22 protein-coding genes are annotated in these 25614 nt (G+C 44.2%); 10 read left to right on the forward strand and 12 right to left on the reverse strand.

Features of this window, described 5'->3' with window-relative positions:
• Positions 1-48 precede the first annotated feature (48 nt).
• On the reverse strand, positions 49-210 hold the full coding sequence (locus tag B0E43_RS22950; protein WP_168171936.1) for a hypothetical protein: 162 nt from the start codon (positions 208-210) through the stop codon (positions 49-51).
• Positions 211-227: 17 nt separating this feature from the next.
• Here B0E43_RS22950 and B0E43_RS10935 point away from each other — a divergent pair, with 17 nt between their 5' ends.
• Both B0E43_RS10935 and B0E43_RS10940 read left to right on the forward strand, forming a co-directional pair.
• Entirely contained in the window at positions 228-737 is a 510-nt protein-coding gene (locus B0E43_RS10935) for an SRPBCC domain-containing protein (protein WP_077349571.1), read from the forward strand.
• A 40-nt stretch (positions 738-777) separates the two neighbouring features.
• Positions 778-978: a hypothetical protein gene (locus B0E43_RS10940; protein ID WP_077349573.1), complete on the forward strand. Its 201-nt coding sequence runs from the start codon at positions 778-780 to the stop codon at positions 976-978.
• Positions 979-993: 15 nt separating this feature from the next.
• Here the strand turns inward: B0E43_RS10940 and B0E43_RS10945 are convergent, their stop codons facing one another.
• Positions 994-2319: a DUF5723 family protein gene (locus B0E43_RS10945; RefSeq protein WP_077349575.1), complete on the reverse strand. Its 1326-nt coding sequence runs from the start codon at positions 2317-2319 to the stop codon at positions 994-996.
• Positions 2320-2631: 312 nt separating this feature from the next.
• Between B0E43_RS10945 and B0E43_RS10950 the strand changes: the two genes are divergently transcribed.
• Entirely contained in the window at positions 2632-2988 is a 357-nt protein-coding gene (locus B0E43_RS10950; protein WP_077349577.1) for a hypothetical protein, read from the forward strand.
• A gap of 138 nt (positions 2989-3126) precedes the next feature.
• Here the strand turns inward: B0E43_RS10950 and B0E43_RS10955 are convergent, their stop codons facing one another.
• A complete protein-coding gene (locus B0E43_RS10955; RefSeq protein ID WP_077349579.1) occupies positions 3127-4155 on the reverse strand; it encodes a hypothetical protein in 1029 nt (342 codons plus the stop codon).
• Between the two features lie 342 nt (positions 4156-4497).
• Between B0E43_RS10955 and B0E43_RS10965 the strand changes: the two genes are divergently transcribed.
• From B0E43_RS10965 to B0E43_RS10990, 6 genes are all read left to right on the forward strand, one after another.
• Entirely contained in the window at positions 4498-4860 is a 363-nt protein-coding gene (locus B0E43_RS10965; protein ID WP_077349685.1) for a diacylglycerol kinase, read from the forward strand.
• Positions 4861-4956: 96 nt separating this feature from the next.
• Entirely contained in the window at positions 4957-5421 is a 465-nt protein-coding gene (locus B0E43_RS10970; protein WP_077349583.1) for a hypothetical protein, read from the forward strand.
• A gap of 203 nt (positions 5422-5624) precedes the next feature.
• Complete coding sequence (locus B0E43_RS10975) at positions 5625-8285, forward strand: HEAT repeat domain-containing protein (protein ID WP_077349585.1); 2661 nt, start codon at positions 5625-5627, stop codon at positions 8283-8285.
• A 158-nt stretch (positions 8286-8443) separates the two neighbouring features.
• Positions 8444-8854, forward strand: a complete 411-nt coding sequence (locus B0E43_RS10980) for a c-type cytochrome (RefSeq protein WP_077349587.1) — start codon at positions 8444-8446, stop codon at positions 8852-8854.
• Between the two features lie 62 nt (positions 8855-8916).
• Entirely contained in the window at positions 8917-9756 is an 840-nt protein-coding gene (locus tag B0E43_RS10985) for a peptidylprolyl isomerase (protein ID WP_077349589.1), read from the forward strand.
• Between the two features lie 320 nt (positions 9757-10076).
• Positions 10077-11348, forward strand: coding sequence for a hemolysin family protein (locus tag B0E43_RS10990; RefSeq protein WP_077349591.1), 1272 nt, complete (start codon positions 10077-10079; stop codon positions 11346-11348).
• Between the two features lie 129 nt (positions 11349-11477).
• Here the strand turns inward: B0E43_RS10990 and B0E43_RS10995 are convergent, their stop codons facing one another.
• From B0E43_RS10995 to B0E43_RS11015, 5 genes are all read right to left on the reverse strand, one after another.
• Positions 11478-12857, reverse strand: a complete 1380-nt coding sequence (locus B0E43_RS10995) for an MATE family efflux transporter (RefSeq protein WP_077349593.1) — start codon at positions 12855-12857, stop codon at positions 11478-11480.
• 157 nt (positions 12858-13014) lie between these two features.
• Positions 13015-14706 carry an AMP-binding protein gene (locus tag B0E43_RS11000; protein WP_077349687.1) on the reverse strand — a complete coding sequence of 564 codons (1692 nt, stop codon included), beginning with the start codon at positions 14704-14706 and terminating at the stop codon, positions 13015-13017.
• 74 nt (positions 14707-14780) lie between these two features.
• A complete protein-coding gene (locus B0E43_RS11005) occupies positions 14781-15938 on the reverse strand; it encodes an acyl-CoA dehydrogenase family protein (RefSeq protein WP_077349595.1) in 1158 nt (385 codons plus the stop codon).
• A gap of 178 nt (positions 15939-16116) precedes the next feature.
• Complete coding sequence (locus tag B0E43_RS11010; RefSeq protein WP_077349597.1) at positions 16117-16707, reverse strand: hypothetical protein; 591 nt, start codon at positions 16705-16707, stop codon at positions 16117-16119.
• 379 nt (positions 16708-17086) lie between these two features.
• A complete protein-coding gene (locus B0E43_RS11015; protein ID WP_077349599.1) occupies positions 17087-17647 on the reverse strand; it encodes a hypothetical protein in 561 nt (186 codons plus the stop codon).
• A gap of 200 nt (positions 17648-17847) precedes the next feature.
• Between B0E43_RS11015 and B0E43_RS11020 the strand changes: the two genes are divergently transcribed.
• Positions 17848-18915, forward strand: a complete 1068-nt coding sequence (locus B0E43_RS11020) for a carboxylesterase (RefSeq protein ID WP_077349601.1) — start codon at positions 17848-17850, stop codon at positions 18913-18915.
• Positions 18916-18947: 32 nt separating this feature from the next.
• Here B0E43_RS11020 and B0E43_RS11025 read toward each other — a convergent pair whose 3' ends face one another.
• The 4 genes from B0E43_RS11025 to B0E43_RS11040 all read right to left on the reverse strand — a co-directional run bounded on the left by B0E43_RS11025 (position 18948) and on the right by B0E43_RS11040 (position 25611).
• Entirely contained in the window at positions 18948-20852 is a 1905-nt protein-coding gene (locus B0E43_RS11025) for a sialate O-acetylesterase (RefSeq protein WP_077349603.1), read from the reverse strand.
• Between the two features lie 245 nt (positions 20853-21097).
• Positions 21098-22411 carry a xylose isomerase gene (gene xylA, locus B0E43_RS11030; protein ID WP_077349605.1) on the reverse strand — a complete coding sequence of 438 codons (1314 nt, stop codon included), beginning with the start codon at positions 22409-22411 and terminating at the stop codon, positions 21098-21100.
• Positions 22412-22452: 41 nt separating this feature from the next.
• Positions 22453-23961, reverse strand: coding sequence for a xylulokinase (locus B0E43_RS11035; RefSeq protein WP_077349607.1), 1509 nt, complete (start codon positions 23959-23961; stop codon positions 22453-22455).
• Between the two features lie 6 nt (positions 23962-23967).
• Positions 23968-25611, reverse strand: coding sequence for a sodium/sugar symporter (locus tag B0E43_RS11040; protein ID WP_077349609.1), 1644 nt, complete (start codon positions 25609-25611; stop codon positions 23968-23970).
• Positions 25612-25614: the final 3 nt, after the last annotated feature.

Here is a 25614-nt window from a genome sequence, read left to right on the forward strand (position 1 = left end):
AGCAGTGTCAGACTGAGCACCTGAGTAACGAGAGTTACGAAGTCGAAGTCAGGGTTTAGTCGCAGTATTCAGGATCTCGGCGTCAGTACCTTTGTAGGTTCCCGACTTTTTTCCCTCTGTGAGAATCTGTGTCATCTGTGAGAAAATTCCCATTTTCATCGAGTAGGTTGAAGTAATCAGTTTAAGAAAATAGAGCAGTCTTTTTTCCACAATTATTCCAAGGAATCATGTACCAGTCACTAATAATCACCAAAACACTAGCTGCACCGGTTGCCATAGCTTTTGACATGTTTTCTCAAAAAGACCATGTGGCAAATTGGTGGGGACCAAAAGGAATGGACATGGAAATCAAATCTTTCGATTTTCGCCCTGAGGGCATTTTTCATTATGTGCTCAAAGCTGGCAATGGCTTCGAAATGTGGGGTAAATTCACCTATCTGGAGATCGAAGCGCCTCATCGGATTACGCTCATCAATTCCTTTTCCAATCCTGAAGGTGAAACGGTTCCGGCTCCTTTGGTTCCTTTCGGGGCAGATTGGCCTTTGGAAATGTGGACCGAATATCGCTTTGAGCCTTCTGGTGAAGAAACTCAGTTAACGCTTACCTCCTATCCACAAAACGCCAGTGAAGCCAGCAAGCAACTGTTCTTTGAAAATCACCAAAACATGAAATTGGGATTTAAAGGAACTTTTGATGCTTTGGTGGGATATCTGGAACGAATCAAAAGCAATCAATAATCCGTAAATTAGATATTCGATAATTTAACCTCCTTTTCCGATGACCAGAACCTCAACCCTTGACCCAGGAACAGCAGCCTTTTTAACCTTTCTGATTCCGGGATGGGGACAAATGCGTCGTGGCAAAGTCAAAACCGGACTGATCTGGCTAGTGGTGGTAGTTGCCGGATATTTTGCAATGATCATCCCCGGATTAATTCTTCACGGAATCTGCATCATGGATGCCTATTACAGAGAATAAAGAGAAAGGATTGAATCAATTTTCTCCCTTCACTTTTTCTTTTCCGTAAATAGGAAGCTTTATTGCGAAATAGAGATCCGTTGTTCTGGACTTTTTGGAAAGCGCATTGGTTAGGATTGATCCTGATCCAAGCAATACCGGACCAGCCCGAAATCCAAGTCCCCAGGAAGGTGTCGTGTCGTATTGACGCATTCCAAAGGGACTATAAATACTAAGCCATTTAAATTCCAGGCGGGGAGTCACCATCACCATATTGATTACTCGGCTAACCGGAATATCACCATCCTTGCTGATCGCCATCCCTGCCTGGGCGCTGATATAAAGCTTATCATTGATCCCATAATCTGCAAAAAATTGAAGTGAGGTCGGTAATCCAAGTTTCCCTTCGAATGGCATCTCCGTCCCTTCAAAATTATCTTCCAAAACCTCCTGAAAGTCTTTTTCCACAAATTCTTCTCCGGGGATAGTCGAATTCATATCATATTGAACCCGATAACCATCTGAATAATTAACTGCCCCCAAATCCAAAACCGAAACTCCCGCCCGCAATTTATAACCGGTACCAGTCGTATTCCCTTTCAGTTCATAGATCAAACCCAAGTCAAGCGCAAATCCGGGTTGAATCTCGGAGAAATCAATATCCTCTGAGTCAAACCCGAGTGAATACCCATAATCCAAAAATCCGGCTGTACCAAGCAAATCAGTTTCTGAGTTATAATCAGCTTTGAGTTGAGGAGAGTCACCATACACCCCACCAGCTCCGAGCAACAATTTGAAATTGGCACCGGCACTGAAACTGTGATTGGCCTTTGACACCAATACCCTGGAATAACCGAATCCAATCTCTCCCCATGCGTGCACGATCCCCGAAAGATCCTCCATTTCAGTCGTGAAATCCACTTTGCCGGTTTCTTCATTTGTTGCAAATTCATAAAAATTCCCATCTATATTATTCAGGTTGAAAAATCCACGCAATCGGGTGGTAAGAGAAATCACACTCTTTTCATTCAGTCTCATCAGGACTGAGGGTCCAAGTACATCCACATTGCCAAAAAAATTATTATCGGGCTGAGGGTTAGTTTCAAAGTCTTCATCCACCTCAAAACCCTCCGTCAAACTTCCAAGATCGCTAAGGTTGACAGTCAGGTAATCACTCCCTACAAAAGAAGATGCGGAAATCAAATTGATGTCCAACTTGGTTCGGGCAAGCGTACCCAAGGCAGGATTAAGAGTAAGTGATTGGACCCCCATACGGCTGTCCAGCTGCGCACCGACAAAGTTTTGGCTCATTCCGGTGAAGGAAGCGCACAAACCCAAAACAATTAGAAAAGCTTTTTTCATAAAAATCAATCTGGAAAATAATGTGGTTTCGGATTATTAAATCCGGATGTCTTATCACGTATCCCGTATTCTATTCCATTGCCGGAAGGCTAAAAATAGAATTGTCAAATTAGATATTAAACTTTGATTCAAAGGTCAATTAGTTTAAAAATTCGAATCCAAAAAAATCTTTGGAATCAATTTTCCCCAGAACTCTTTCATTTCATTGAAAAGAGGTTTTTGTGAAATTTCAAATTCAAGCCTGAATTCGGCCCCCTTGCCTAAAATTCTTCGGTTCTGCTATTTAAATTGAAAAGAAATATCTGATACTATATGTACAAAGCCTTATACCTCAGTCCAATGATTCCCTCCTATAACCTCCTTAAAACAGGGGAGTTTTTCAAGGAAATCCTGGGGTTTTCCCCACACATGGAGACTGAAAATTATTCCATCTTCTACAAAGACAAACAAACTATCCATCTTCTAAGAGCTGGAGAATCCATAGGCCAGATGGAGTTTTACCTGGAAGTGGATCAGTTGGATCTTCTTTGGGAAAGCATCAAGGATCGATTGGATGGGCTGCAGGTCAAAGCTCCTTTTGACCGGGAGTATGGTATGAGGGAGTTCCATTTGGAAATCCCATATACTAAAACCCTACTGTTGGTAGGGCAGGAATTGAATAATCAATAAAGCTTATAAAGCCAATTTGTAACTAAAAAGTAAACTCTATTTGGCCAATTGGCGAGATCTCCTGGTCAAATCCCCGAAACCGGTAACCTGATCTTAACTACTTGGCAAATAATCCATTAATTCATTTTTTTGGCCTGTTCAACTGTCAAAACAACTGAACCCTTTGTATTCCCGAATATTGATCAGTCGGGTACAGTTTGCGTCTGAATAGACTTTTCCGCTACCGATGACCACTTCTTGTTCAACGCAAAATCCATTGCCAATCCTGCATACTTTTCTGGCAAAGTATTCTTCTGAAATCCATCTTGGAGGTAGTTGGATTGGCCTGTTGAGGGTGTCCCTTCCAATCAGTAAAGGGAATTCTTGGGTGCAAATTCGGGCCAAAGTTGCTGGACCATCCTGGCAGGCTGCACTTTTGTAAACTTTGTATCGGATAAAATCACGTTCGAATTCGTTGATCAATTCTGCAGGAATTTCTTCATTGAATTCAAATTTATACCTCATTCGAAAACTGAAATCCCACAATTTTTCTTTGCAAAAATCCAAATCCCTGTAATATTCGTCTTTTGCTTCTTCATTGAGCTCCTCACCTTCTTTTTTGGCTGCTTCGGGGTCTCCTTCTTTCAGGGCTTTTTCAGCTGCTTCTCCCTTTTCCTGTCCGTTTTTGAGAAGTTTTCCTTTGAATTCATCCAGTTTTTCCTTGTCTTTTTCCATTGGCCCTTGGCCATTTAATCCCTCCTCCAGGTCGCCGGCCAATTTGCCACAGGCAAGGATGATCTGATCCTTCAGATTGGGCACATTTCGGTTTATCAGACTGGAAATCTGGTTTTCAAAATCCTGGAAAACCTCGTCCATGCAGATATCTGTAGGCTTATAATCCTGAAACTCCCAAGGACGCTCTACTTCTGCGAGTTGGAAAATATAGAGAACAGTTTTCCCCTCATGTTCCAAAATTGGCAAAGTATATAACTCCCCTTCAAAGGGTTTGGCCTGAAGTTTTGTAAGGACATCAGATTTATCAGCAGATGTGGTGAAAAGTATTCCGGAATGTGTATCCAGATAACCGGCCAAATCTTCAGAGGTTAATTCAGTTTTGATTTCTTTTTTGGAGCAGGAAAAGAGAGATAGGATTAAAATTACTGCAAGTGAAAATAGTAGCTTTTTCATAACCCAAAGTGTTTTGAAGTGGATAAAAACCGGAATGAAAAACTGGAGTTTTTTGCCTTTTTGCTTTTACAAAGTTTACTCTTTTTGTATTGAATTTCAGTCACTTGACTGTAAAAAAAAGAAAGGCAGTGTCCCCGTTATAAAAAAAGTAAAAGTTTCGGGACATGAATTTATGTCATATAACCAAGGGGCCCCAGGGGTCAAAATTCAAAAAGTCAATTCGATAACTTATTCCAAATTCTTTCTCCAATTGTCCACGTGGGAAGCGCAGTAAGAAAGGGCCGGTCCGAGACTGAATTCAATTTTTCCTATTTTTCTATCCAATTCAAAACCAACCCTCCCATGTCCGGATTTATCATTGGCCGAATCAAAAGCATCAAATACGCAGTCAAAGGGTTTTTTCTATTACTCACAACCGAAAATGCCATCATTTCCCAAAGTGTCATAGCCCTGGTGTTTATTGGTTTAGGATTCTATTTTGAAATAGGTAAGATGGATTGGGCATTACAGATTATGGCAATTGGGCTAGTATTGTCGATTGAAAGTCTGAATACCGCTGTGGAAAAAGTCTGCGATTTTATCCATCCCGAACACCATGAAAAAATCGGCTTCATAAAAGATGTGGCCTCAGGTGCTGTTACTTTCGCTGCATTGACAGCTTTTGCAATTGCTACGTTGATATATGGACCGATTTTGATGGAATAAATTCTTCTCCGATTATCCTTTTTTTTATTCGTTTATTGGCGGATAGTTTTGAAAGTTCCAGATTTTCAGGGATTTTGAATAAATATTTTTTTTGCCATGAATATCAAGCCAATTATACTTCCACATGCTGTAGATCTTTTGGAACCTAAACTGACCAAAAAATTTACCAGCCTGACTAACCTTATTTTTGAGGCTGGGAAGCATTCCCTGCCAGATGAAATGGTAATCCAAATCAACAACCAAATCGATAAAATTGCAGAATTCCCCGGTTCGACTAAAGAAACTATCAAGATCCTGGAAAAATTTCAGAAAGAATTACTTCAAAAATTGAAATCAGACTTCATGCTTTTCCCCAAAAACCATCACCGAAATCTTTGGATGGCATTAGGAATGACCACTTTTGGAATTCCAATCGGTTTGGCCATCGGAATTTCCTTGGATAATCTGGCCTTCCTAGCCCTTGGACTCCCAATAGGCATGTCCATAGGAATTGCAGTGGGAACCTCCCTCGACCAAAAAGTTAAAAATGAAGGCCGTCAACTGGATTTTTATTTAAGCTGATTTACTCTTGCCATGGAGTCATTTCACATTGGACTTATTAGAATGTTCCAGCCCTACACATCAAAACTTGACTCGATTCTAATATATTTTCCCAATTAAGCTTATTTATTGGTTAAAAACAGGAAAGCTGGCCCAAATGAATCCCATATATTCACGCCCAATTCCAGCGTAACTACCAAAAGAACCTAAAAACCGTTTTTGAAATGTCAAAAATTTCACTCCCCATTTTAAGCATTTTTGCTTTGATCCTGATGGTAGGATGCAGCAAATACCGGCCTTCACAAACTGCTGATCTTGCAGAATTAAACGCATATTTCTCCTCTGAAGGCATCGAGATTGATAGTCTTGGTGCTGACAGCACTGAATTGATCCTCACCAATTTTGCAGGTCCGGATTTGGTTCCCAGCCCTTCTTGTCTGGCAGTAGCCGCCACCGGAGAAGTATTTGTCGGAGTCGATATGATGGGTTCCTTGGGCAAATTGCCAGGCAGAGGAAGTATTGTCAAACTCGTGGACAGCAATCATGATGGAGTGCTGGATTCCCATACCGAATTTACCAAAGTGGACAACCCAAGAGGTATCATCGCGATGGGTGATCAGGTTTTTGTTCTGCATACTGTTTTTGGAACAGACAGTCTTGCTCAGGGAATGGACTTGGTCGTATTCGAAGACAAAAACAAGGATGGAGTTGCCGACGGCCCTTCAAAGCCCTTGATTACTAACATCAGCACCCAAAATCAACTTCGCAGTAGGGGAACCGACCACTCTACCAACGGAATCCGAATGGGGATTGACGGTTGGATCTACATTGCAATCGGTGATTTTGGTTTTGTCGATGCGGAAGACCGCGACGGAACCAAACTCACCATGCTGGGCGGTGGAATCGTCCGGGTTAGACCTGATGGAACCGGCATGGAAGTGTATACCCATGGGACCAGAAACATCTATGACGTGGCGATTGATCCCTTCATGAACGTTTATACCCGAGGAAACACCAATGATGGCGGTGGTTGGAATATCCGGTTCATTCACCACATCCAAAGTGGAGAATACGGCTATCCAAGCCTTTTTAAACATTTCACTGACGAAATCCTGCCTGCTTTGGTGGATGTCGGTGGTGGTTCCGGGACAGGAGCTTATTTCATGGATGATTCCCGTTGGCCGGCAAAATATAACCGAGTGCCAATGATGGCGGACTGGGGCAAAAGCCATCTGTATATCCACCGAGTCTCAATGGATGGGCCAAGCTTTACCCAAGCAGATGAAAACTTTATCAAACTTTCACAAATCACCGATGTGGATCTGGACGGATCAGGCACCATGTACCTCGCAGCTTGGGATGGAGCAGGTTTCCGCGGAAATCCCGAAAAAGGTTACGTGGTAAGAGTGGTGCCTGTAGGTTGGAAATATGAAGCTTACCCTGATTTGAAATCGGCCTCTGTGACTGAATTAGCAGAATTGCTCAAAGCGACTAACTCTGTCACCCGACTGGATGCCCAACAGGAATTGCTTACCCGATCCAAAGAAGAAGCAGCTGCAGCGGCACTTAAAATTGCCCAAGACACCTCACTTCCACTGGAGGCTAGGGTTGCCGGAATTTTCACCTACGCTCAGGCAGCTTGTGCTACTGGGGTACAGGACTTAATCAAACTCAGTGAAGAGGACAAGGTGCGTGAGTTTGCATTGCGAGCTTTAGCTGACCGCAAATCTTGCCTTGAAGGAGTTCCTGTTGAATTGTTTATTGCTGCCGCTGAAGACGCAAATCCAAGGGTCCAGGCCGCTGCTATCGTAGGATTGGGTAGACTCGGAAATCCTGAAGCCACCGAGGTTTTGTTGGAAGTCGAGGTGCCGGCATCTGCTCAAATCCCTGCAAAAGATACTGAAGGACCGCACGCTACTCCAAATTCAGCAATTGTCCTTCCTCACCTGGCTGTAAAAGCCTTGGTTGATCTGAAGGCTGTTGACGCAACGGTTGAAGCCATTGATTCAGACAATTACAAATTGGCATTGTGGGCTTTACGCTACATGCATGATCCAAAAGCAGTGGACGGTTTGGTTTCCGCCTATCAAGAGACCGAGGATGCTGGGAAAAAGGCTGAAATCTTAGCTACTGTTTCCCGACTTTATCAAAAAGAAGCTCCCTATGATGGCAGCTGGTGGTGGGGAACCCGTCCCGATACGCATGGCCCATATTACAAAGCCATCGATTGGGAAGGTTCAGCTAAGATCAAAAACTTCCTCATGGCTGAGCTAAATTCAGCTGATGAAGGTCAAAAACCCTTGTTTGCATCGCTCAATGACAGATTAAGATTGGGAATTGTTGAATTGGGAACAGAGACTGCGGCTCCTGAAGTGGAAGAAGCTTCAGTTGATTTGGAATCCATCAAAAACAAAAAAGGTCAAGTCGGAGCCGCCTCTATCGAAGACGTAATCCTTGCTGTAGGCGGACTAAAAGGTGATCCCGTCGTCGGTAAGACCCTTTTCACCAGCCAAGGATGTATCGCATGCCACGCCATCGAAGCTGGTCAGGTAATGAAGGGGCCATTTATGGGGCAAATCGGCTCGATCATGAACAGAGACCAAATCGTGGAAGCCATCCTAAAACCGAATGCTTCCATTTCCCAAGGCTTTGCATCCGTTCAGATCACAACCAACGACGGCAAATTCTTTATGGGTTTTGTTACCGCAGAATCTGCCCAAGAACTGACTCTCCGGGATATTACCGGCACGGCTACCAAACTTGAAAAGAAAAACATCAAGGAGCGAAAAGAACTTGAAAACTCCATGATGCCAACTGGCTTGGCCAATTCACTTTCTTATGAGGAATTGGCTTCCCTTGTGACCTTTTTGTCGCAGCAGAAGTAAGCTTCCCATATTGACTTTGAAAAAGCCGGAAGAGAATCCCTCTTCTGGCTTTTTGTTTTTTGAATTGAACTCTTTACCCGGGATTCGGTCCAAGTGGATTTCTTACTTATCTTTCGAAATCCGCATTCACCCTAGATTTTCGGCCAAACAGTCACAGAATGGATCCAAAAGCGATCTTTACAATTTGCCTATTCCTTTTTCTCCTTCCTTCTTGCGAAACGAAGGATTCGAAGCATCAGCAAGAAGAAATGAAGGACAAGCCATTTTTCATAGTCCCCGGTGAAGACGAAGAAATTGACCCGGAACTCATCAAAAAAGGGGAAGTTTTGGTTGCCTATTCAGATTGCTACCAATGTCACAGGGAGGAAAGCAAAGCAAAAGGACCTTCCTTCTCTGACATCGCCAGCCGCTACCCCATCCGGCAAGCCTATATTGATTTATTGGCTAGAAAGGTAATCAGCGGAGGTTCCGGAACTTGGGGATATCCAGTGATGAGTCCCCATCCCAAACTAAACCTGGATGACGCAAAAGAAATGGTGGCCTATATCCTGTCTCTCGAAAAAAAGTGAATTTTTGCCATTCTGAATCTTCATTTTTGGTGTTCTAACTCTATTGCCTGCATTTCTATATCATGATCCATTTCGCAACTGTTTTAACCCTTCTGTCGGTCCTTTTCGGATTCAAAGTTGATCCTCCGGTTCAAATCGAAATGACCACCAACTATGGGACAATCATCCTTCAATTGTCCGACGAAACTCCTCTCCATCGGGATAATTTTATCAAACTGGTCGAATCCGGAACCTACGATAGTTTGCTTTTTCATCGTGTGATCAAGGATTTTATGATTCAGGGAGGAGATACCCAAAGTAAATATGCTGATTCGGTTTCAAGACTTGGGAGCTCGGATCTCCCCTACCAAATACCTGCCGAGATCGTTCCAGAGCTATATCACAAAAAAGGAGTTTTGGCTGCAGCCCGAACCAACAATCCCGAGCGAGCTTCCAGCAGCACTCAGTTTTACATTGTTCAAGGGAAAATCCAAAATGACAGTCTTTTAGCCCACAATGAAGGGAGAATAAACAAAATGCTCGCCCGCCATTATGGAATCAATGATCCCGCGAACAAACCTTTGATTGATTCTTTGGAAAATGCCCGAACCCAAAAGGATTCGGTTTTGACCAAGGAACTGGAAATCCGCCTCAATTCCATTCTGGACAGTTATTGGAATTTTGAAAAATACTCCATTCCTGAGAACCACAGGCTAGTCTATAAATCCATTGGAGGCACTCCTCATCTGGATCAAAACTACACGGTCTTCGGAGAGGTGATTTCGGGATTGGAAGTAGTGGATGCCATTGCAGCAGTGCAAACAAATGCCCAGGATCGACCGATCAAAGAAGTGAGAATCTTGAGAATGCAAATCCTTCAAAAAAATATTGCTCACAATCCGAACAATAACATCGGCAATTGAGTAACTTCCAAACAGTACAATCCTAAAATCAAACTGTAAACATCCATACCAATGGCAAAGCAACCAGAAGGCAAAAAGAAAGACGATAAGTCTAAGCCTACCAAAACACTGAAAGAAAAAAGAGCTGCAAAAGCGGAAAAAAAAGACAGTAAAAAAAACCGGGATTGAACTAACCCGGAGGAATTCCAAACCAACATTTTCATACCAAAAGGACAGCTTATCACTGTCCTTTTTCATTTTCCCTTGTAGATCAATTAGCGAATCCCCTTGGGAAATCCTTATTTTTAGTCCGAAATTACTTGGACCTATACCTATTAAAATTGGAACTCCTCATTATTCTTTTACTGGTCCTGCTCAATGGCGTTTTTGCAATGTCCGAGCTTTCACTGGTATCCTCCCGAAAATTCAAACTTGAAAATGCCAAACGTCGCGGCAGCTCAAATGCCAAAATCGCTTTGGAGCTCTCTGAAAATCCCACCAAATTTCTTTCGACAGTTCAGATCGGGATCACTCTAATAGGGATTTTACTCGGTGTGTACTCGGGCGAAAACCTGACCACCGACTTGGCAGCCTCGATTTCAAAAGTGGAGCTTTTGGCTCCCTACTCCGGTCCGATTGCCACGGGATTGATCGTGCTTTTGGTTACGTATCTCTCGATTGTATTGGGGGAACTGTTTCCCAAACGGTTGGGAATGACTTTTCCAGAACCTATAGCAATGTTTGTGGCCAAACCGATGCGCCTTCTTTCTATGGTCGCCGCACCTTTTGTTTGGTTGTTGTCTGTTTCCAATGACTTTTTGCTGACCCTATTCGGAATCAAAAATTCAACTGAATCCAAAGTTTCTGAAGAAGAGATCAAAGCCATTATCAAGGAAAGTGCCGAGGGAGGTGAAATTATGGATATCGAGCAGGACATTGTGGAGCGGGTTTTTGAGCTGGGCGACCGCCGTATCAACACACTTTTTACCCACAGGACCGAATTGGTTTATTTCAATCTGACCGACACTTGGGAAGAAGTTCGAACCAAAATCAACGACGAAAAACATTCCGCCTATCCGGTTTGCAAGGAGGATGACCTGGACGATATCGTAGGCATGGTGATGGTCAAAGACCTTTTTGCCCCGGGATTGGAACAGGACTTTGATTTTCGAAAAGTTTCAAGGAAACCGCTTTTCATTAACGAAAATTCCTTTGCCTATCAGGTTTTGGAGCTTTTCAAAAAAGAAAAAATGCACTACGGAATCGTCATCGACGAATACGGCAGCACGATGGGGATCGTGTCGATGGATGATGTGATCGATGCCTTGGTTGGAGATGCAAGCGAATCCGATCACGAAGAATATCAAATTACCCAAAGAGACGAAACCAGCTGGCTGGTGGACGGACAGTTTGCGATCATCGATTTTGTGAAATATTTCGATCTTAATATTCTTTTGAAAACCAAAGGATTCACAACCGTCGCCGGACTAATGATCCACAAATCGGCCAGTATTCCAGAAGTCGGTGACAAAGTAATCATTGAAGATCTTCAGCTGGAAGTGGTAGACAAAGACGGGCAAAGGATTGATAAAATTATGGTGACACGGGTATAGGAAAGGAGATTTGAAATTTGAGATTCGAGATTTGACTATTGTCCTTCGGAGCTGAATGCTAGAATTGTCAAATTTTCCGGTTCCCAATATGCCAGACCTCGTAAACCGTAAATCCAAAATCGTAAATCCCTACACCTGCATCGTCTTCCATCTTCCCTTTCGGAAGAAATAAAGAGAAACCAAAGCGTGGAAGGAGTGACAAATCGCAATGGCTATAAAAATCCCCAGGTATTTCATCCCCATCGGAAAGGCAAGAAAATAGGCCAGTGGAACTTCCATACATAGCAGGACTCCGATATTGATCCAAGCCGGAGTTCGCGTATCCCCTGCCCCATTGAATGCCTGAGTGAGCACCATCCCTATCGCAAAAAAGACATAGCCCAGCACAATCACCCAAAGTCCCTGAGCGGCCACGTCCCTTACCTCGGGAATATCCGTGAAGAATCCTGCCAATTGCTGATTGAAAAGCAGGTATATCCCCGTCACCGAGGCCATGAAAATCACATTGTAGCGGGCAGTCAGCCAAACTGCCTTTTCGGCCCGGCCGACTTCCTTGGCTCCAAGATTTTGACCCACCAAAGTTGCTGCTGCACCGGAAAGACCCCAAGCAGGCAAAATCGTGAAAATCAGCACCCGAAAAGCAATGGTATATCCTGCCAAAGCCGCTGATCCAAACTCGGCATTCATTCGGGTCAAAGCAACCCAAGAAATGGAATCGATCAGAAACTGCCCCATTCCACCTAAAGAAAGGTCAATGATTTTTCGGATCGTTTCCCATTTGACATGCAGGTTTTTGCGGAGAATCTTCAGTTTGTGCTTGCCATTGATCAAGTGATAAAACTGATAAACTACGCCCATACTTCTGCCAAAGGTAGTTGCAATGGCAGCTCCATCTAGTCCATATCCATCCCAGCTTCCAATTCCAAAAATCAAAATCGGATCAAGAACTATATTCAGACCATTGGCGATCCAAAGCGACCGCATGGCGTGGTGGGCCTGTCCCGCTCCGCGAAAAGCTCCATTGATCAGAAAAAGCAACATAATTGCCGTATTTCCGGCAAAAACTATCTTCGCGTAATTGGTGCCTGACTGGATCACTGCTTCCTCTGCACCCATCAAGCGGAGCAAATCGTCTGCAAAAATCCATCCTCCTACTCCGAGAAAAATGGAAACCACTCCGCCTACAATTAGAAGTTGAAATGTTGCAGTTCCTGCTTCCTCGTATTCTTTTTCACCAAATCTTCTGGAAATCAAAGCCGTGGCGGCCATACTGATTCCAAAACCGATCGCATAGGTCAATACAATCACGGACTCCGTTAGACCCACTGTTGCGATGGCAAATTCCCCAAGTTTGGCCACAAAGAAAATATCCACCACCGCAAAGGCCGACTCCATCATCATCTCCAGGATCATGGGAATTGCCAGTACGAAAATGGCTGTCTTTAATGGAAGGCTGGTGAAATCCTGTTCTTTTCCGAGAATTGCGTCTTTGATGAGTTGCCAGGTCATGGAGAATTGAAAAATTTGAAAATTGGAAGATTGGAAGATTTTAGGTTCGGAAAATCCTCAAAGAGGATTGCTGGCGATTAAATCATTGCTGCAAAAAAACAAAAAAACCGCGAATCGGCGGTTTTTAATATGTTATGGTTTTTAATTCTTACTTTCATTAACCTGCTGAAGCACCGATTTTATCGATATGCGCTTCCTTGATCTTCCTTCGGAGGATTTTACCCACATTGGATTTTGGAAGTTCCTCTGTGAAAAAAACTTCTTTGGGCACTTTATAGTTGGTCAGTGATTCTTTGCAATGCTGGATTACTTTTTCAGAAGTCAGATTTCCTTCTTTTTTGACCACATAGGCGACCACTTTTTCGGTGGATTTGACATCCGGCATGCCGATCACACCAACTTCAATCACTCCCGGACAGGAAGCGATCACGTCCTCCACTTCATTTGGATAAACATTGAAGCCGGATACCAGGATCATTTCCTTCTTTCGGTCAACGATTTTCACAAATCCATCTTCATCCATTACTCCAATGTCTCCGGATTTAAACCAGTCTCCATGCATCACATTGGCGGTTTCTTCCGGCCTATTCCAATATCCCTTCATCACCTGTGGACCTTTGATCAGGATTTCGCCACGCTCACCAATCGGAACCGGATTTCCTGCATCATCGGCGATCATGAATTCCGTATTGGGTAGCGGAAGCCCAATGGTTCCAATTCTTTCTGTTCCGTCAATTGGATTGCAGGATGCCACCGGCGATGTCTCAGTGAGTCCATATCCTTCTGCCAAAGGAACTCCGGTCACCGCTTTCCACTTCTCAGCAGTTGCTTTTTGCACCGCCATACCGCCACCTACAGCTATTTTCAAACCTGAAAAATCAAGGCCTTTGAATGCTTCCTGATTGAGCAATCCATTGAAAAGTGTATTCACTCCGGTCATTACCGTAAATTTCTTTTTGGCTAAATCCCCGATAAAAGCCTTCATGTCCCGAGGATTGGTAATCAGTACATTATGAGCACCAATCTTTAGCATGGCTAGACAATTAACTGTCAGAGCAAATATGTGATACAGTGGCAAAGCCGTGATCACAATCTCCTCTCTTTCCCTGAGTTTGGGCTTCATCCAGGCCGAAATCTGCTGCATGTTTGCCACAATATTACCGTGGGTCAATTCTGCTCCTTTGGATACACCGGTGGTTCCTCCAGTGTATTGGAGAAAAGCAGGCTCTGCCAAACTGAGCTTTGTCGGTTTGAAGGTGAATTCTTTTCCTTTTGAAAGAACCGATTTAAATGAAACAGATCCGGGAAGGGAAAAAGGGGGTACCATTTTTTTCACGTGCTTCACTACCACATTGACAATGAATCCTTTCAACCCACCCAACAAATCTCCCAGTTCCGTCACGATGATATGTTTTGCCTGAATTTCATTTCTGATTTTTTCCAGGTGGGAGGCAAAGTTTTCAACGATTACCACCACATCCGCACCGGAATCATTGAACTGATGCTTCATCTCTGCCGGAGTATAAAGCGGATTGGTATTGACCACCACCATTCCAGCACGTAAAGCCCCAAACATGGCAACCGGATATTGCAGGATGTTTGGCATTTGGATGGCTACCCTCGATCCCTTTTCCAATTTCAATACCTGAGTAAGGTAGTTTGCAAATTGGGCGCTGAGCTTATCCAATTCTGAATAGCTCATCGTCTTTCCCATACACTCAAAAGCCACAGCTGATCCAAACTTCCTGACGCTTTCATCAAAAAGATCTACAATGCTTGAATAAGCCTCATAGTTTACCTCTTTATCTACAGAGGCCGGATAGTACTTGTGCCATGGAAAACTGGTCATATCGGTGGTATTTTGGGTGATTTTTGCAAGTCCCAATTACTTAAAATTATTGGGCTTCGCCAAAGAAATTATCCCTACTTCAAAATTTTTCGGGCGATCAGTTCTTTCATGATTTCATTGGTTCCGGCATAGATACGCTGGACCCGTGCATCGGCCCAAGCTCTGGCTACTCCGTATTCCCACATGTACCCATATCCTCCGTGTAGCTGGACACATTCGTCGGCGACTTTGCACTGCAATTCGGTCATGTTATATTTTGCTGCTGAGGCCATAGCCGAGTCAAGCTTTCCTTCATTGTGAAGCAATACCAGATAATCGCAGTAAATCCTCCCTTGCTCCAGCGCAGCTGTCATTTCTGCCAGTTTAAACCGGGTGTTTTGAAACTCTGAAATGCTTTTTCCGAATGCTTTCCTTTCTTTGACATAGCTGATAGTAGCCTGAAGCATGTATTCTCCCAATGCCACAGCGGCCAAAGCCACCACCAGGCGTTCCTGTGCCAGCTCGGTCATCAGGTAATTGAACCCGTCCCCTATTTTACCCAGGAGGTTTTCCTTGGGCACCTTTACGTCTTCGAAAAACAATTCGCAGGTATCCTGGGCATGCAGTCCAACTTTTTCAAAAGGCACACCCTTGGTAAAACCTGCCATATCTTTGTCCAGAATCAACAGACTGATTCCTTTGGCTCCTTTTCCTGGATCTGTTTTTACAGCTACTACCACCACATCACACAAAAAACCATTGGTAATGAAGGTTTTGGAACCATTGACCAAAAAGTGATCTCCCCGGTCTTCAGCGGTGGCTCTCATTCCCTGCAAGTCGGAACCAGCTCCCGGTTCGGTCATGGCTATGGCCCCGATATATTCCCCGGAAATCATTTGAGGTACATATTTCTTTTTGGCAGCTTCTGTAGCATAATGCAAAATGTACGGCAATACAATGTCTGAATGCAATGGAAATCCAACCGCAGGAGCAGAGCATCCACTCAAGCCAAGCTCTTCAATCAAAATCGCATTATATCTGAAATCTGTGATGCTCAATCCACCAAGGCTTTCGGGAGCTTGGATTCCCAAAAATCCGTTCTCTCCGAGCTTTAGCCAAACTTCACGGGAAACCATCTTTTGTTTTTCCCATTCAGCATTTTTGGGGGTAATTTCTTTGGAGATAAAATCTCTGACGCTCTGTCTGAAAAGCTCGTGGTCTTCATTGAAAAGTGATCTGTAAAGTCCGAACATATTTGGGTTTAGTTTTGCCTTGATCAAAATTAGGGAATTTGGGCCCTAAATAACAGGAATTCAAAAGGCTTGATAATCATGCAAAAAAGTTGGGGATTAAAGAGGAACCTTAGGCCTGAAAAAAGCAAAAGCTCCGGACCTTTCGATCCGAAGCTTTTCTACAACAGGCTGGCTTTAATTATTCAAAATGAATGGTTTTGCTCCGGCCTTTTGAATCTGTTACATAAAGATAAACATCTTCCGGTGAAACACCTTTCAATCTGTAATTTTTACGGAAACCTTCAGGTTCTCCAATTTCTTCCTGATGGATCAGTTTGTTGGTATCCGCATAACGAATTTCAACCTCAACTCCCGGTTCATCAAGGCCAATTACAGCCAGATTTACGGTTTCATCATCGATTATTCTGCCATAGGCCATCAGTGGAAGTTCTTCGGCAGGAATCGGTTGGTCAAAAGTAGCCACCGTGTAGACCACCTGCTCTTCTTCGGTGGTGATTCTTACCTTGAACTCTCCGGTAGGCAGGTCTTTCAGGTTATAAGGGATTATCATATCTCCCTCTCCGACATTTACTTTTCTTTGGTGAAGTTTTCTTCCCGTATTGTCAAAGAGTGCGATTTTTGCTTCTCCAACCCCTCCTTTGAGAAGTACGTTTACTTTTTTGAATTTTGCCTTTACGTTAGAAAGTGCCATTAAATCGTCGGCTGCGTTTGCTGCAAGGCTGCTAAAAGATAAGGCGCCTGCAAGTGCGATTGTGAATAAGGTTTTCATAAATGTGTTGGTTTAGTGTTATGCTTCTCCTTATGCGAAGCGCATACCAACCCATTTTGGCACGCACAAATCCTCACCCTTTTGCCAAACCGATTTAAATTTAATTAAGCTTTCTGACCAAAGATCGTTTGGTTTAGGTCATGATTTGGTAATCTGACTCCGATCGATTTTGGGATTTTTGCGCTCGACTGTTACAAGAGCGGACAGATTTTGCAGAAACTGCAAAAAATGAAGGTTACACTGTATTGTGGAATGTTAAGGAAATTTAATTTTCAAAAAAATCCATCCTGTTAGATTTAAATCGATTGCGAAAAAAAACCTGTACGGTTGCGTACAGGTTTTGTCCACTGGGACACACTATTATTGACAAAGATCAAACTCAAAAAGCGTATCCAAACCCAACTCCAGCGTACAAAGGCCAAAATCCGTTATTGTTGAAGATTGGAGTGAGATTGACCCTCCACGTAAATCCACCGTCAACCGGCACTCTCCTGTATCCAAAGTTCATCGTACCCATCAAACTTGGCGATCCGTCTACAGGAAGAATGAACGCATAGTCACTTTCACCATAGGAAGTACAGATATAGGTACCATTCTGATCATAATATCCGCTTTCACAGTAGCTATAGGAATCTTCGTCAAAAGCGAAGAAGGTCAAGCCAAATCCCATTTCAAAGTAGTGCGGACCTTTGCCATAGAGTTTGTTGACCATCACTGGCAGGGAGAAGAAGGAATCATTTTCAGTGGCATATCCTCCTGCCCCGACCCGCATTCCCCAAGAGTTCATCCGCTCTTTGTCAAATCGAAAATCATAATTGAAGCTGTACGGTAGTCCTGCTCCACCCAATTCCAGATAAACGGATCTTGTGGGAAAGGTGTCCTGAGCTTGAACTGAGATGGCTCCAAATAGGAACGCGATGAGGGCTAGTGTTTTTTTCATGGTTTGCTAAAAGTGAAACTATTATAGAAACGGCAAATGCCTATCGTTTGCTACTGTTCACCGGTGATATTGTATTTCGGAGTTTCCCTACCTGCGACTTTCAGATTTGGTTTTTCGTTGAAGAAAAACTCTATTTTTGATAAAATGAACCCAAAAGTATTTGATTCCATTTCGCCTTTTCTCAAAACCAACTGATTTTTATGCTTCGCAAAATATTTCTCGGATTATTCGTCACCGCCATCGTCTTGGTGATTGTCTATATGCTCGGTCCAAAAGTAGATCGGCAGGAACTGCTTGTTAATTTTCACGAGGTACCCACTCGGCTCAATGAGCTAGCCCAGTATGTCAAAAACAGGGAGGATACAGTCATTGGACTGAAACCCGGAAATGAAGCTTACATCCAATGGGCTGACAGCAGTAGCAAGGCAAAAACACCTTATTCTATTGTTTACATTCACGGATTCAGTGCCAGCCCGATGGAAGGTGACCCTGTTCACAGATTTCTCGCCACTCACTTTGGTGCCAACCTTTTTGTAACCCGATTGCCAGAACATGGGATTAATCGAAAAAATGGAATGGAATATCTTTCCGCACAGAAGCTTGCAGATGCTGTGGGCGAAGCCTATCAAATCGGAAAAAGTCTGGGTGACTCTGTCATTGTAGTTGGCACTTCGATGGGAGGAGCTTTGACACTATTGCTTGCCAGCCAACAACCTGAAATCAAAGCAGTAGTGGTCTATTCCCCTGCGATCAGGGACGGAGGACAAAAACTGGAAGTCCTTTTCAAGCCCTGGATGAAATTTCTGATGGAAAAAACTGCGATGGAAAATAAGGTTATCCATCATGATCGGGAAGGTGAAAAGAAAGCCTATTGGTCCGAAGACTGCCATATCAACGGATATGTAAGCCTTGCCACGCTACTCTACAGCGAAATGAATGCGGAGACTTTTTCCAAAATCAAGCAACCGTTGTTTCTGGGATATTATTACAAAAATGATCAGGAGCAGGATTTTGTCGTGTCTGTTCCCAAGATGCTTGAAATGTACGGTCAATTGGGTACCCCGGTGGATTTGAAAAAAGAACAGGCTTTTCCAAAAGCTGGAGATCACGTCATTGCCTCGGCGATTACCTCACAGGATTGGCAGGGTGTTTTATTCCAGACTATTGATTTTTTGGAAAATGTCGCGAAAGTACCGCCTAGGGCTGATTTTCAAAAGCAGGTGGATGAAATGACCGAGTCAAAGGAAATATTGGAGAAAATAAACTAACAAAAAAGGAGTCCGTTAGGGACTCCTTTTTGTTACAATCCTGTCCTAAACGGCACCGTGGGCAAATTAAGCTCATTGACCAAATTCACCTCTGGATTATCCGACCAGGCATATCGGATTCCCACCGGGATGAATCCATTGGGAATTGTCAGCCTTACTTGATCCAAACCTGAAATCACACCTTTTGCTGTCGTAAACTTCCCTTTTGCATCCTCAATAATAAATCCTTTCACTTCTACCCCAGAATTTAATTTCAGGCCTTCTCCCACTTCAGAAAAAGACAAAACCAGTTCATTTCCAACCTGCTTTGCTTCTTTAAATACGGGACCTGAGGCAAGAATTTCCTCCCCAAATGCGACTTTTTTGGCCTGAAGCCAAAGTCTCTCTCCGACGTCTTTTTTATTTCTTGGGTGTATATCCTCCGCTTCTCCAATGTCAATTATGGTCGCCATCCCGGCTGCAGGCAGTTCCAGCGTTTGGGTTTGAGCTTCTCTCAAAAATGCCCAACCGCTCTCAGGTTGAAGTTCCTTTCGCTCCATAAAATTGGCTAGCTGTACAAAAAGAAAAGGATAATCACCGTTCCCCCATCTCGCACGCCAATTGGTAATCATTGCACCAAAAAGCTCCCGATACTCGGCAGCTCTCCCGGCATTGCTTTCACCCTGATACCAAATGACACCCTTGATGGCATAATTAGTCAATGGAGCAATCATGGCATTGAACATAAATCCAGGTCTCCAATTGTGGAATTGAACTTCCGGAAGTTGAGGTTCAATCTGATCATTTGAATAGGTCCAGGTTCCTTCCAGATTGATTTTCTTCCCATTCTGAGTCAAAAACATCATTCCCTTTCCTCCGATTTCCGGCTTGTTGTTCCATGCATTCACGGCACGGATGGTCAGCACATTCTGGCCTTGCTTCAGAATTTCACCCGGGATTTTCACTTCTGGCATGGGTGATCCCCAATCTTTGTAATGAATCTGAATTCCGTTTACATATAAAAATGCCATCTGATGTACATCTGGCAAAGTCAGTGTCACTTCTTCTGTCGAGGAAAGATTGAATCGTTTTCTTACCCAGGCAATATGTTCCAAAGGATTTGCTTCCGGCAGTTGGATTGATTTCCAATTGGCGTCGTTATAGTTTATTGAAGAAACTTCTCCTGCCATCATGGAATCTGGCTTACCCATCAATAAGTCCCGCATCTCCCTCCGCTTTTCATTTTCAGCGAGATCTGCCTTCCATTTTTCTGCATTTTCGATTACTTCTTTTGCTTCCTGGGTGTAAGATCTGCCTTCGATTTCCGCCAATACTTTAGCTTCAGTCCAGCCCTCAGCCGGAGTACCACCCCAATTGGATTCGATTACACCTACAGGCACTCCTTTTTCCAAGTGATTTTGCTTCGCAAAAAACCAGGCAACTGCTGAAAAATCTGGAAGATTTTCTGCATTGGCTACTTTCCACTGACCTCCCGAAACATTGGTTTTTTCCTCGGCACTGTAGTCATTTGGAACTTTGAAAAATCTGATTGTTGGGAAATCAGGATTCGCAAATTCGGCTTCTGCACCAATGACTCCAGCCTTTAATGGCCATTCCATGTTGGATTGACCGCCAGCCAACCAGACATCTCCGAGGTATACATCCTTGATTGTTTGGATATTAACCACCAGGTCATAAGGGCCGCCAGCAGGCAATGGAGGCAATTGAACCACCCACGTACTGTCCGGCAAGACCTGAGAACTGCCGACTGCACCAGCCAGACTTACTCTAATTTTCTCATTAGGAATTCCTTTACCCCAGATTTTGAGGGGCATGTCCCGCTGCAAAACCATACCATCGGAAATTAGCTTTGGAAAGCTTACTATCGATTCCGGTTTTTGAAGGTCGCAACCGAAGAAAAGCGGCAGAAGCAGAAAAAGGAGAAGATTTCGTTTCAAGGTTTCTTAGGGTGGATTGTTTGGGAATTTGCTGAAAATAAATGATTTCTCACTGTCCTTTCCTCTGAATACTTTCAAAAAAATTAAATAAATCCGCTCCCGATGGATTTGCCCGAAATGCATTGACCAATTACGCAACTAGAGCACCGCAAATCAATAAGCATCAATGACCTAAGCAAAAATTGAAAAAAGTCCGGCTCAAGGAATATCGGCCGGACTTTATTTAAGAAAATCAAATCTAATTTTTAGATAAACCGATTGATCAGATTTTCAAAGTATTCCTGCTTGCCGCTGATCTGAGTAGGCTCCCCTGCCTCAAACGCATGATTTCTCAGGTCTTCCAGCGTAAGTTTTCCTTCCTCAAACGCTTTCCCTTTACCGGCGTCGTAGCTCGCATAACGTGTTTTTCTTCTTTCCAGGTAGTCGGACTTTTCCATGATATCGGCCGCGATCAACAAACCACGGGCGAACGCGTCCATGGAACCAATGTGGGCGATAAACAAATCCTCTGGATCGGTGGAGTTTCTACGGATCTTCGCATCAAAGTTCACCCCGCCGCCTTGCAATCCGCCTGCGGCCAAGATCACAAGCTGGGACTCGGCAAGTTCCTGGAGGTTCAGTGCAAACTGGTCGGTATCCCAACCATTTTGGTAGTCACCTCTGTTTGCATCGATACTTCCTAGCATCCCGGCATCAGCAGCTGCCTGAAGCTCGTGCTGAAAGGTATGGCCTGCCAAGGTAGCGTGGTTGACTTCGATATTCAGTTTGAAATCCTTGTCCAGTCCATAGTGACGCAGGAATCCGATCACGGTTTCGGAATCGTAATCATACTGGTGTTTGGTAGGCTCCATCGGTTTAGGCTCGATGAAGAAGGTGCCTTTGAAACCGTTCTTGCGTGCATAGTCTCTGGCCATTGTCAGGAATCTCCCCAAGTGGTCCTTTTCTCGCTTCATGTCGGTGTTGAGCAAAGACATGTAGCCTTCGCGGCCGCCCCAGAATACGTAATTCTCACCGCCAAGCTTGATAGTCGCATCGATGGCATTTTTCACTTGTGTGCCGGCAAAAGCCAATACGTCAAAGTTTGGATTGGTAGAGGCACCGTTCATGTAGCGTGGATTGCTAAAAACGTTGGCAGTACCCCAAAGCAACTTCACTCCTGTCGCCTTCTGCTTCTCAAGCGCATAGTCGGTAATGATCTTAATCCGCGCTTCATACTCTGCCAGAGAGCCGCCTTCCTCGATCAGATCGATGTCATGAAAGCAGTAATATTCAACTCCGATCTTAGTGAAAAATTCGAATGCAGCATCCATCTTGTCTTTGGCACGCTGGATTGGATCTGCGCTTTCATCCCAGGCGTGCTTAATGGTGCCAGGACCAAAAGGATCAGAACCGGTTGCACAGAAGGAATGCCAATAGGCAATAGCAAACTTGAAATGCTCCTTCATGGTTTTGCCTGCTACTACGCGGTTTTCGTCGTAAAAACGGAAAGCTAATGGGTTTTCGCTTTCCCGGCCTTCAAATTTAATTTTGCCGATGGATGGGAAATAGGTCTTGGACATAGTTTAATTGGTTATTTAGGTAAAATAGGTTTGCAAGATTTTTATCCGGCAATCCCGGATTTGAGTACTTCGTTCAATTTGCCTTCCCATTTGGAGTAGGAATCCAGGTAGGGTTGGCTAAAAATCGGGTTGGGTTCCAGTGTTTCCAGCAACTCCAAGCCTGCAAAGGCTTCAGTTTCGGAAGCAAAAACTCCAGCACCAATCCCTGCTCCTCTCGCAGCTCCCTGAGCTCCGTCGGTATCATAGAGTTCCAAATTTACCTCATTCATCTGAACAAATGTCTTTCTGAACAAAGGACTGAGAAACATATTGGCACGACCCGCCTTTACTGTCTTGAGGTTCATCCCCATGTCTTTCATTATCCGAAAACCATACGTCAATGAAGAAACGATTCCTTCCTGTGCGGCCCTTACGACATGCTTTTTGTCGTGCTTGAGCAGGTCAAGCCCCAACAAGTGAGCCCCAACAGGTTTGTTTTGCATGATCCGTTCCACTCCGTTTCCGAAAGGAATAAACACCAAGCCTTCAGCACCGATGGGAGCGCCGCTTCCGATTGCGTTCATTTCCTCATAGGAAATCCATTTGCCGCCCATGACTTTTTTAAGCCAGGAATTCAGAATTCCGGTGCCATTTACACAAAGTAAAACACCATAGGAAGGCTTTTTCTTTGAGTGGTTGACGTGCACAAAGGTATTGACCCTGGAATGTGGATCATAAAGTGGTGAATCGCATACTCCATAAACAGTCCCTGAGGTACCTGCAGTAGTTGCCAATTCTCCCGGCTTCAATACCTGAAGTGAAAAAGCATTGTTAGGTTGGTCACCGGCACGATACGAAATCGGAACTCCTGCTTCAAGTCCGGTCTCTTTTGCCGCGGCCGCAGTTATTTTTCCCTGAATAGAAAAAGAAGGAACTGCCTCAGGAATCCAATCCTGGGGAATTTCCATCTGCTTCAGCAACTTTTTGCTCAAGCCGTTTTCTTTGAAATCCCAAAAAATCCCCTCTGAAAGGCCTGTCTCGGAGGTCAGGATCTCACCGCTCAGCTTCATGGCGATAAAATCCCCGGGAAGCATGATTTTATGGATTTTGGCGGCAATTTCAGGCTGGTTTTCAATCACCCACCGGAGTTTGGATGCGGTGAAATTTCCGGGAGAATTCAACAAATGTGGCAGACAATAGTCCGCTCCAAGGCCTTTGAAGGCCTTTTCTCCAATGCTTACCGCACGGCTGTCGCACCAGATAATGGAGGTTCTGAGAACTTTTTGTTCTTTGTCCACACACACTAATCCATGCATCTGATAGGCGATTCCTATTCCTTTGAGTTCGCCTTTTTTGACTTCAGCTTTATTGCTTACAAAGGCAATTGTCTCCTTCACATACTTCCACCACATCTCAGGGTCCTGCTCGGCCCAGCCTGTTTCGGGGGCGTTGATGCCCATTTCCTCCTCGGGAAATGCTTTTGAAGCTATGGATTTACCGCTTTCTGCATCAAGTAACGAGGCCTTGACGGATGAACTTCCGATATCAAGGCCCAATAGTAATCTTCTCATTCTTTTTTACCAGAAAATAGTGTAAAGTGCTGCGATAATGCCTGAAATCAGGATTGCACCGATTTTAAATCCAGTACTGGTCTTGAAAAGTTCCGCATTGATTTCGATGCTCTTTGGATGGTCCTTTCCTTTTCCTTCAATCAAACTGATCACAATCATCAGACCTGCCAAGACTAGAAAAACATAGCCCATTCTGTCAATGAATGGCAATGCCGGGAAAACAACCTTCAATACGACAGATAGTGGGATACTCAAAGCAGCACCTACAAGAGCTGCATTGGACGTGGTTTTTTTCCAAAACACACCAAAGAAGAAGATCGCAAATACACCCGGGCTGATAAATCCGGTGTATTCCTGGATAAACTGAAACGCCTGATCCAATTGGCCCAATGCCGGTGCGACAATCGCCGCAATGATAAAGGCTACAACGGCTGTGATTCGACCTACTTTCACCTGCTTGGCTTCAGAGGCGGTCTTACCAAAATATTTGCTGTAAATATCCATCGTAAAGATGGTCGATGTACTATTGGCCATGGATGCGAGTGAGGAAACAATCGCAGCTGTCAGAGCAGCAAATGCCAGACCTTTTAGCCCCGCTGGTAACACCTGAAGCAAAGTAGGATAAGCTCTGTCTGACTTGAGGATGCCAGTCACCGGATCTTTCATTGATTCGATAAATCCTGTGTCAATTCCGTTGTTTACAATAACCAATGCGGCAATTCCGGGAACAACCACAATCAATGGCATCAAAAGCTTCAGGAAACCTGCGAAAATCATCCCTTTTTGGGCTTCGTCCAGACTTTTTGCGGCAAGGGCACGCTGCGTGATGTATTGGTTGAATCCCCAATAACTCAAATTGGTGATCCACATTCCGCCTACCAAAACGGATAATCCAGGTAGATCGCCATAAGCATCTCGGGTACCGCCTTTTCCATCAGGGATCATCATTTCACCTTTCTCCAGGATCATTGAAAAATGTCCCGGAACTTCACTTCTGAGAACTCCCAAACCTGCCCAAGCATCACCGCTGCCGACCATTTGCAAAGCAATGTAGGTCGTGGCCAATCCACCGGCAATCAGGAATACCACCTGAACTACGTCGGTCCAAGCCACTGCTTTCAATCCACCATAAATAGAATAAACCATGGCAAAAAGCGCCAAACCTATGATCCCATAGGTCAAAGGAATATCAAGAATGGTATTCAAACTCAATGCGCCCAGGTACAAAACTGAGGTCAGATTGACAAAAACATACAGCAACAACCAGAAGACTGCCATCGTGGTGCGAACACGCGTGTCATACCTGTCCAAAAGAAATCCAGGCATGGTGTAGATGCCCTTCTTCATGTACACAGGCAGGAAGAAAATCGCAACTACCAGCAAGGTGGCTGCCGCCATCCATTCGTAGGTAGAGATCGCAAGTCCAAGGGCAAAGCCTGAACCAGACATTCCGATAAACTGCTCTGCAGAAATATTGGAAGCAATCAGAGATGCGCCGACGGCCCACCAGGGCAGAGCTTTGGAGGCGAGAAAGTAATCTGAGGAGTTCTTGACGTGGCCTTTTTTCTCCCGGGAGACAAAAAGGCCCATTCCGATAATCAGGAAACAGTAGCCAAAGAAGACAACAAGGTCAATGGGTTCTAATAGCATACA

The organism is Algoriphagus sp. A40 (assembly GCF_002002735.1).
Taxonomy (GTDB): Bacteria; Bacteroidota; Bacteroidia; order Cytophagales; family Cyclobacteriaceae; genus Algoriphagus.

What these genes read in the sequence shown, in the direction of transcription:
- xylA (WP_077349605.1), bottom strand. Translation starts at nt 22,411, where the DNA reads ATGTCCAAGACCTATTTCCCATCCATCGGCAAAATTAAATTTGAAGGC.
- B0E43_RS11000 (WP_077349687.1), bottom strand. Translation starts at nt 14,706, where the DNA reads ATGACCAGTTTTCCATGGCACAAGTACTATCCGGCCTCTGTAGATAAA.
- B0E43_RS10965 (WP_077349685.1), top strand. Translation starts at nt 4,498, where the DNA reads ATGTCCGGATTTATCATTGGCCGAATCAAAAGCATCAAATACGCAGTC.
- B0E43_RS10935 (WP_077349571.1), top strand. Translation starts at nt 228, where the DNA reads ATGTACCAGTCACTAATAATCACCAAAACACTAGCTGCACCGGTTGCC.
- B0E43_RS10945 (WP_077349575.1), bottom strand. Translation starts at nt 2,319, where the DNA reads ATGAAAAAAGCTTTTCTAATTGTTTTGGGTTTGTGCGCTTCCTTCACC.
- B0E43_RS10955 (WP_077349579.1), bottom strand. Translation starts at nt 4,155, where the DNA reads ATGAAAAAGCTACTATTTTCACTTGCAGTAATTTTAATCCTATCTCTC.
- B0E43_RS11015 (WP_077349599.1), bottom strand. Translation starts at nt 17,647, where the DNA reads ATGAAAAAAACACTAGCCCTCATCGCGTTCCTATTTGGAGCCATCTCA.
- B0E43_RS11040 (WP_077349609.1), bottom strand. Translation starts at nt 25,611, where the DNA reads ATGCTATTAGAACCCATTGACCTTGTTGTCTTCTTTGGCTACTGTTTC.
- B0E43_RS11020 (WP_077349601.1), top strand. Translation starts at nt 17,848, where the DNA reads ATGCTTCGCAAAATATTTCTCGGATTATTCGTCACCGCCATCGTCTTG.
- B0E43_RS10985 (WP_077349589.1), top strand. Translation starts at nt 8,917, where the DNA reads ATGATCCATTTCGCAACTGTTTTAACCCTTCTGTCGGTCCTTTTCGGA.
- B0E43_RS11035 (WP_077349607.1), bottom strand. Translation starts at nt 23,961, where the DNA reads ATGAGAAGATTACTATTGGGCCTTGATATCGGAAGTTCATCCGTCAAG.
- B0E43_RS10995 (WP_077349593.1), bottom strand. Translation starts at nt 12,857, where the DNA reads ATGACCTGGCAACTCATCAAAGACGCAATTCTCGGAAAAGAACAGGAT.
- B0E43_RS10940 (WP_077349573.1), top strand. Translation starts at nt 778, where the DNA reads ATGACCAGAACCTCAACCCTTGACCCAGGAACAGCAGCCTTTTTAACC.
- B0E43_RS11010 (WP_077349597.1), bottom strand. Translation starts at nt 16,707, where the DNA reads ATGAAAACCTTATTCACAATCGCACTTGCAGGCGCCTTATCTTTTAGC.
- B0E43_RS10950 (WP_077349577.1), top strand. Translation starts at nt 2,632, where the DNA reads ATGTACAAAGCCTTATACCTCAGTCCAATGATTCCCTCCTATAACCTC.
- B0E43_RS10975 (WP_077349585.1), top strand. Translation starts at nt 5,625, where the DNA reads ATGTCAAAAATTTCACTCCCCATTTTAAGCATTTTTGCTTTGATCCTG.
- B0E43_RS11005 (WP_077349595.1), bottom strand. Translation starts at nt 15,938, where the DNA reads ATGTTCGGACTTTACAGATCACTTTTCAATGAAGACCACGAGCTTTTC.
- B0E43_RS10970 (WP_077349583.1), top strand. Translation starts at nt 4,957, where the DNA reads ATGAATATCAAGCCAATTATACTTCCACATGCTGTAGATCTTTTGGAA.
- B0E43_RS10980 (WP_077349587.1), top strand. Translation starts at nt 8,444, where the DNA reads ATGGATCCAAAAGCGATCTTTACAATTTGCCTATTCCTTTTTCTCCTT.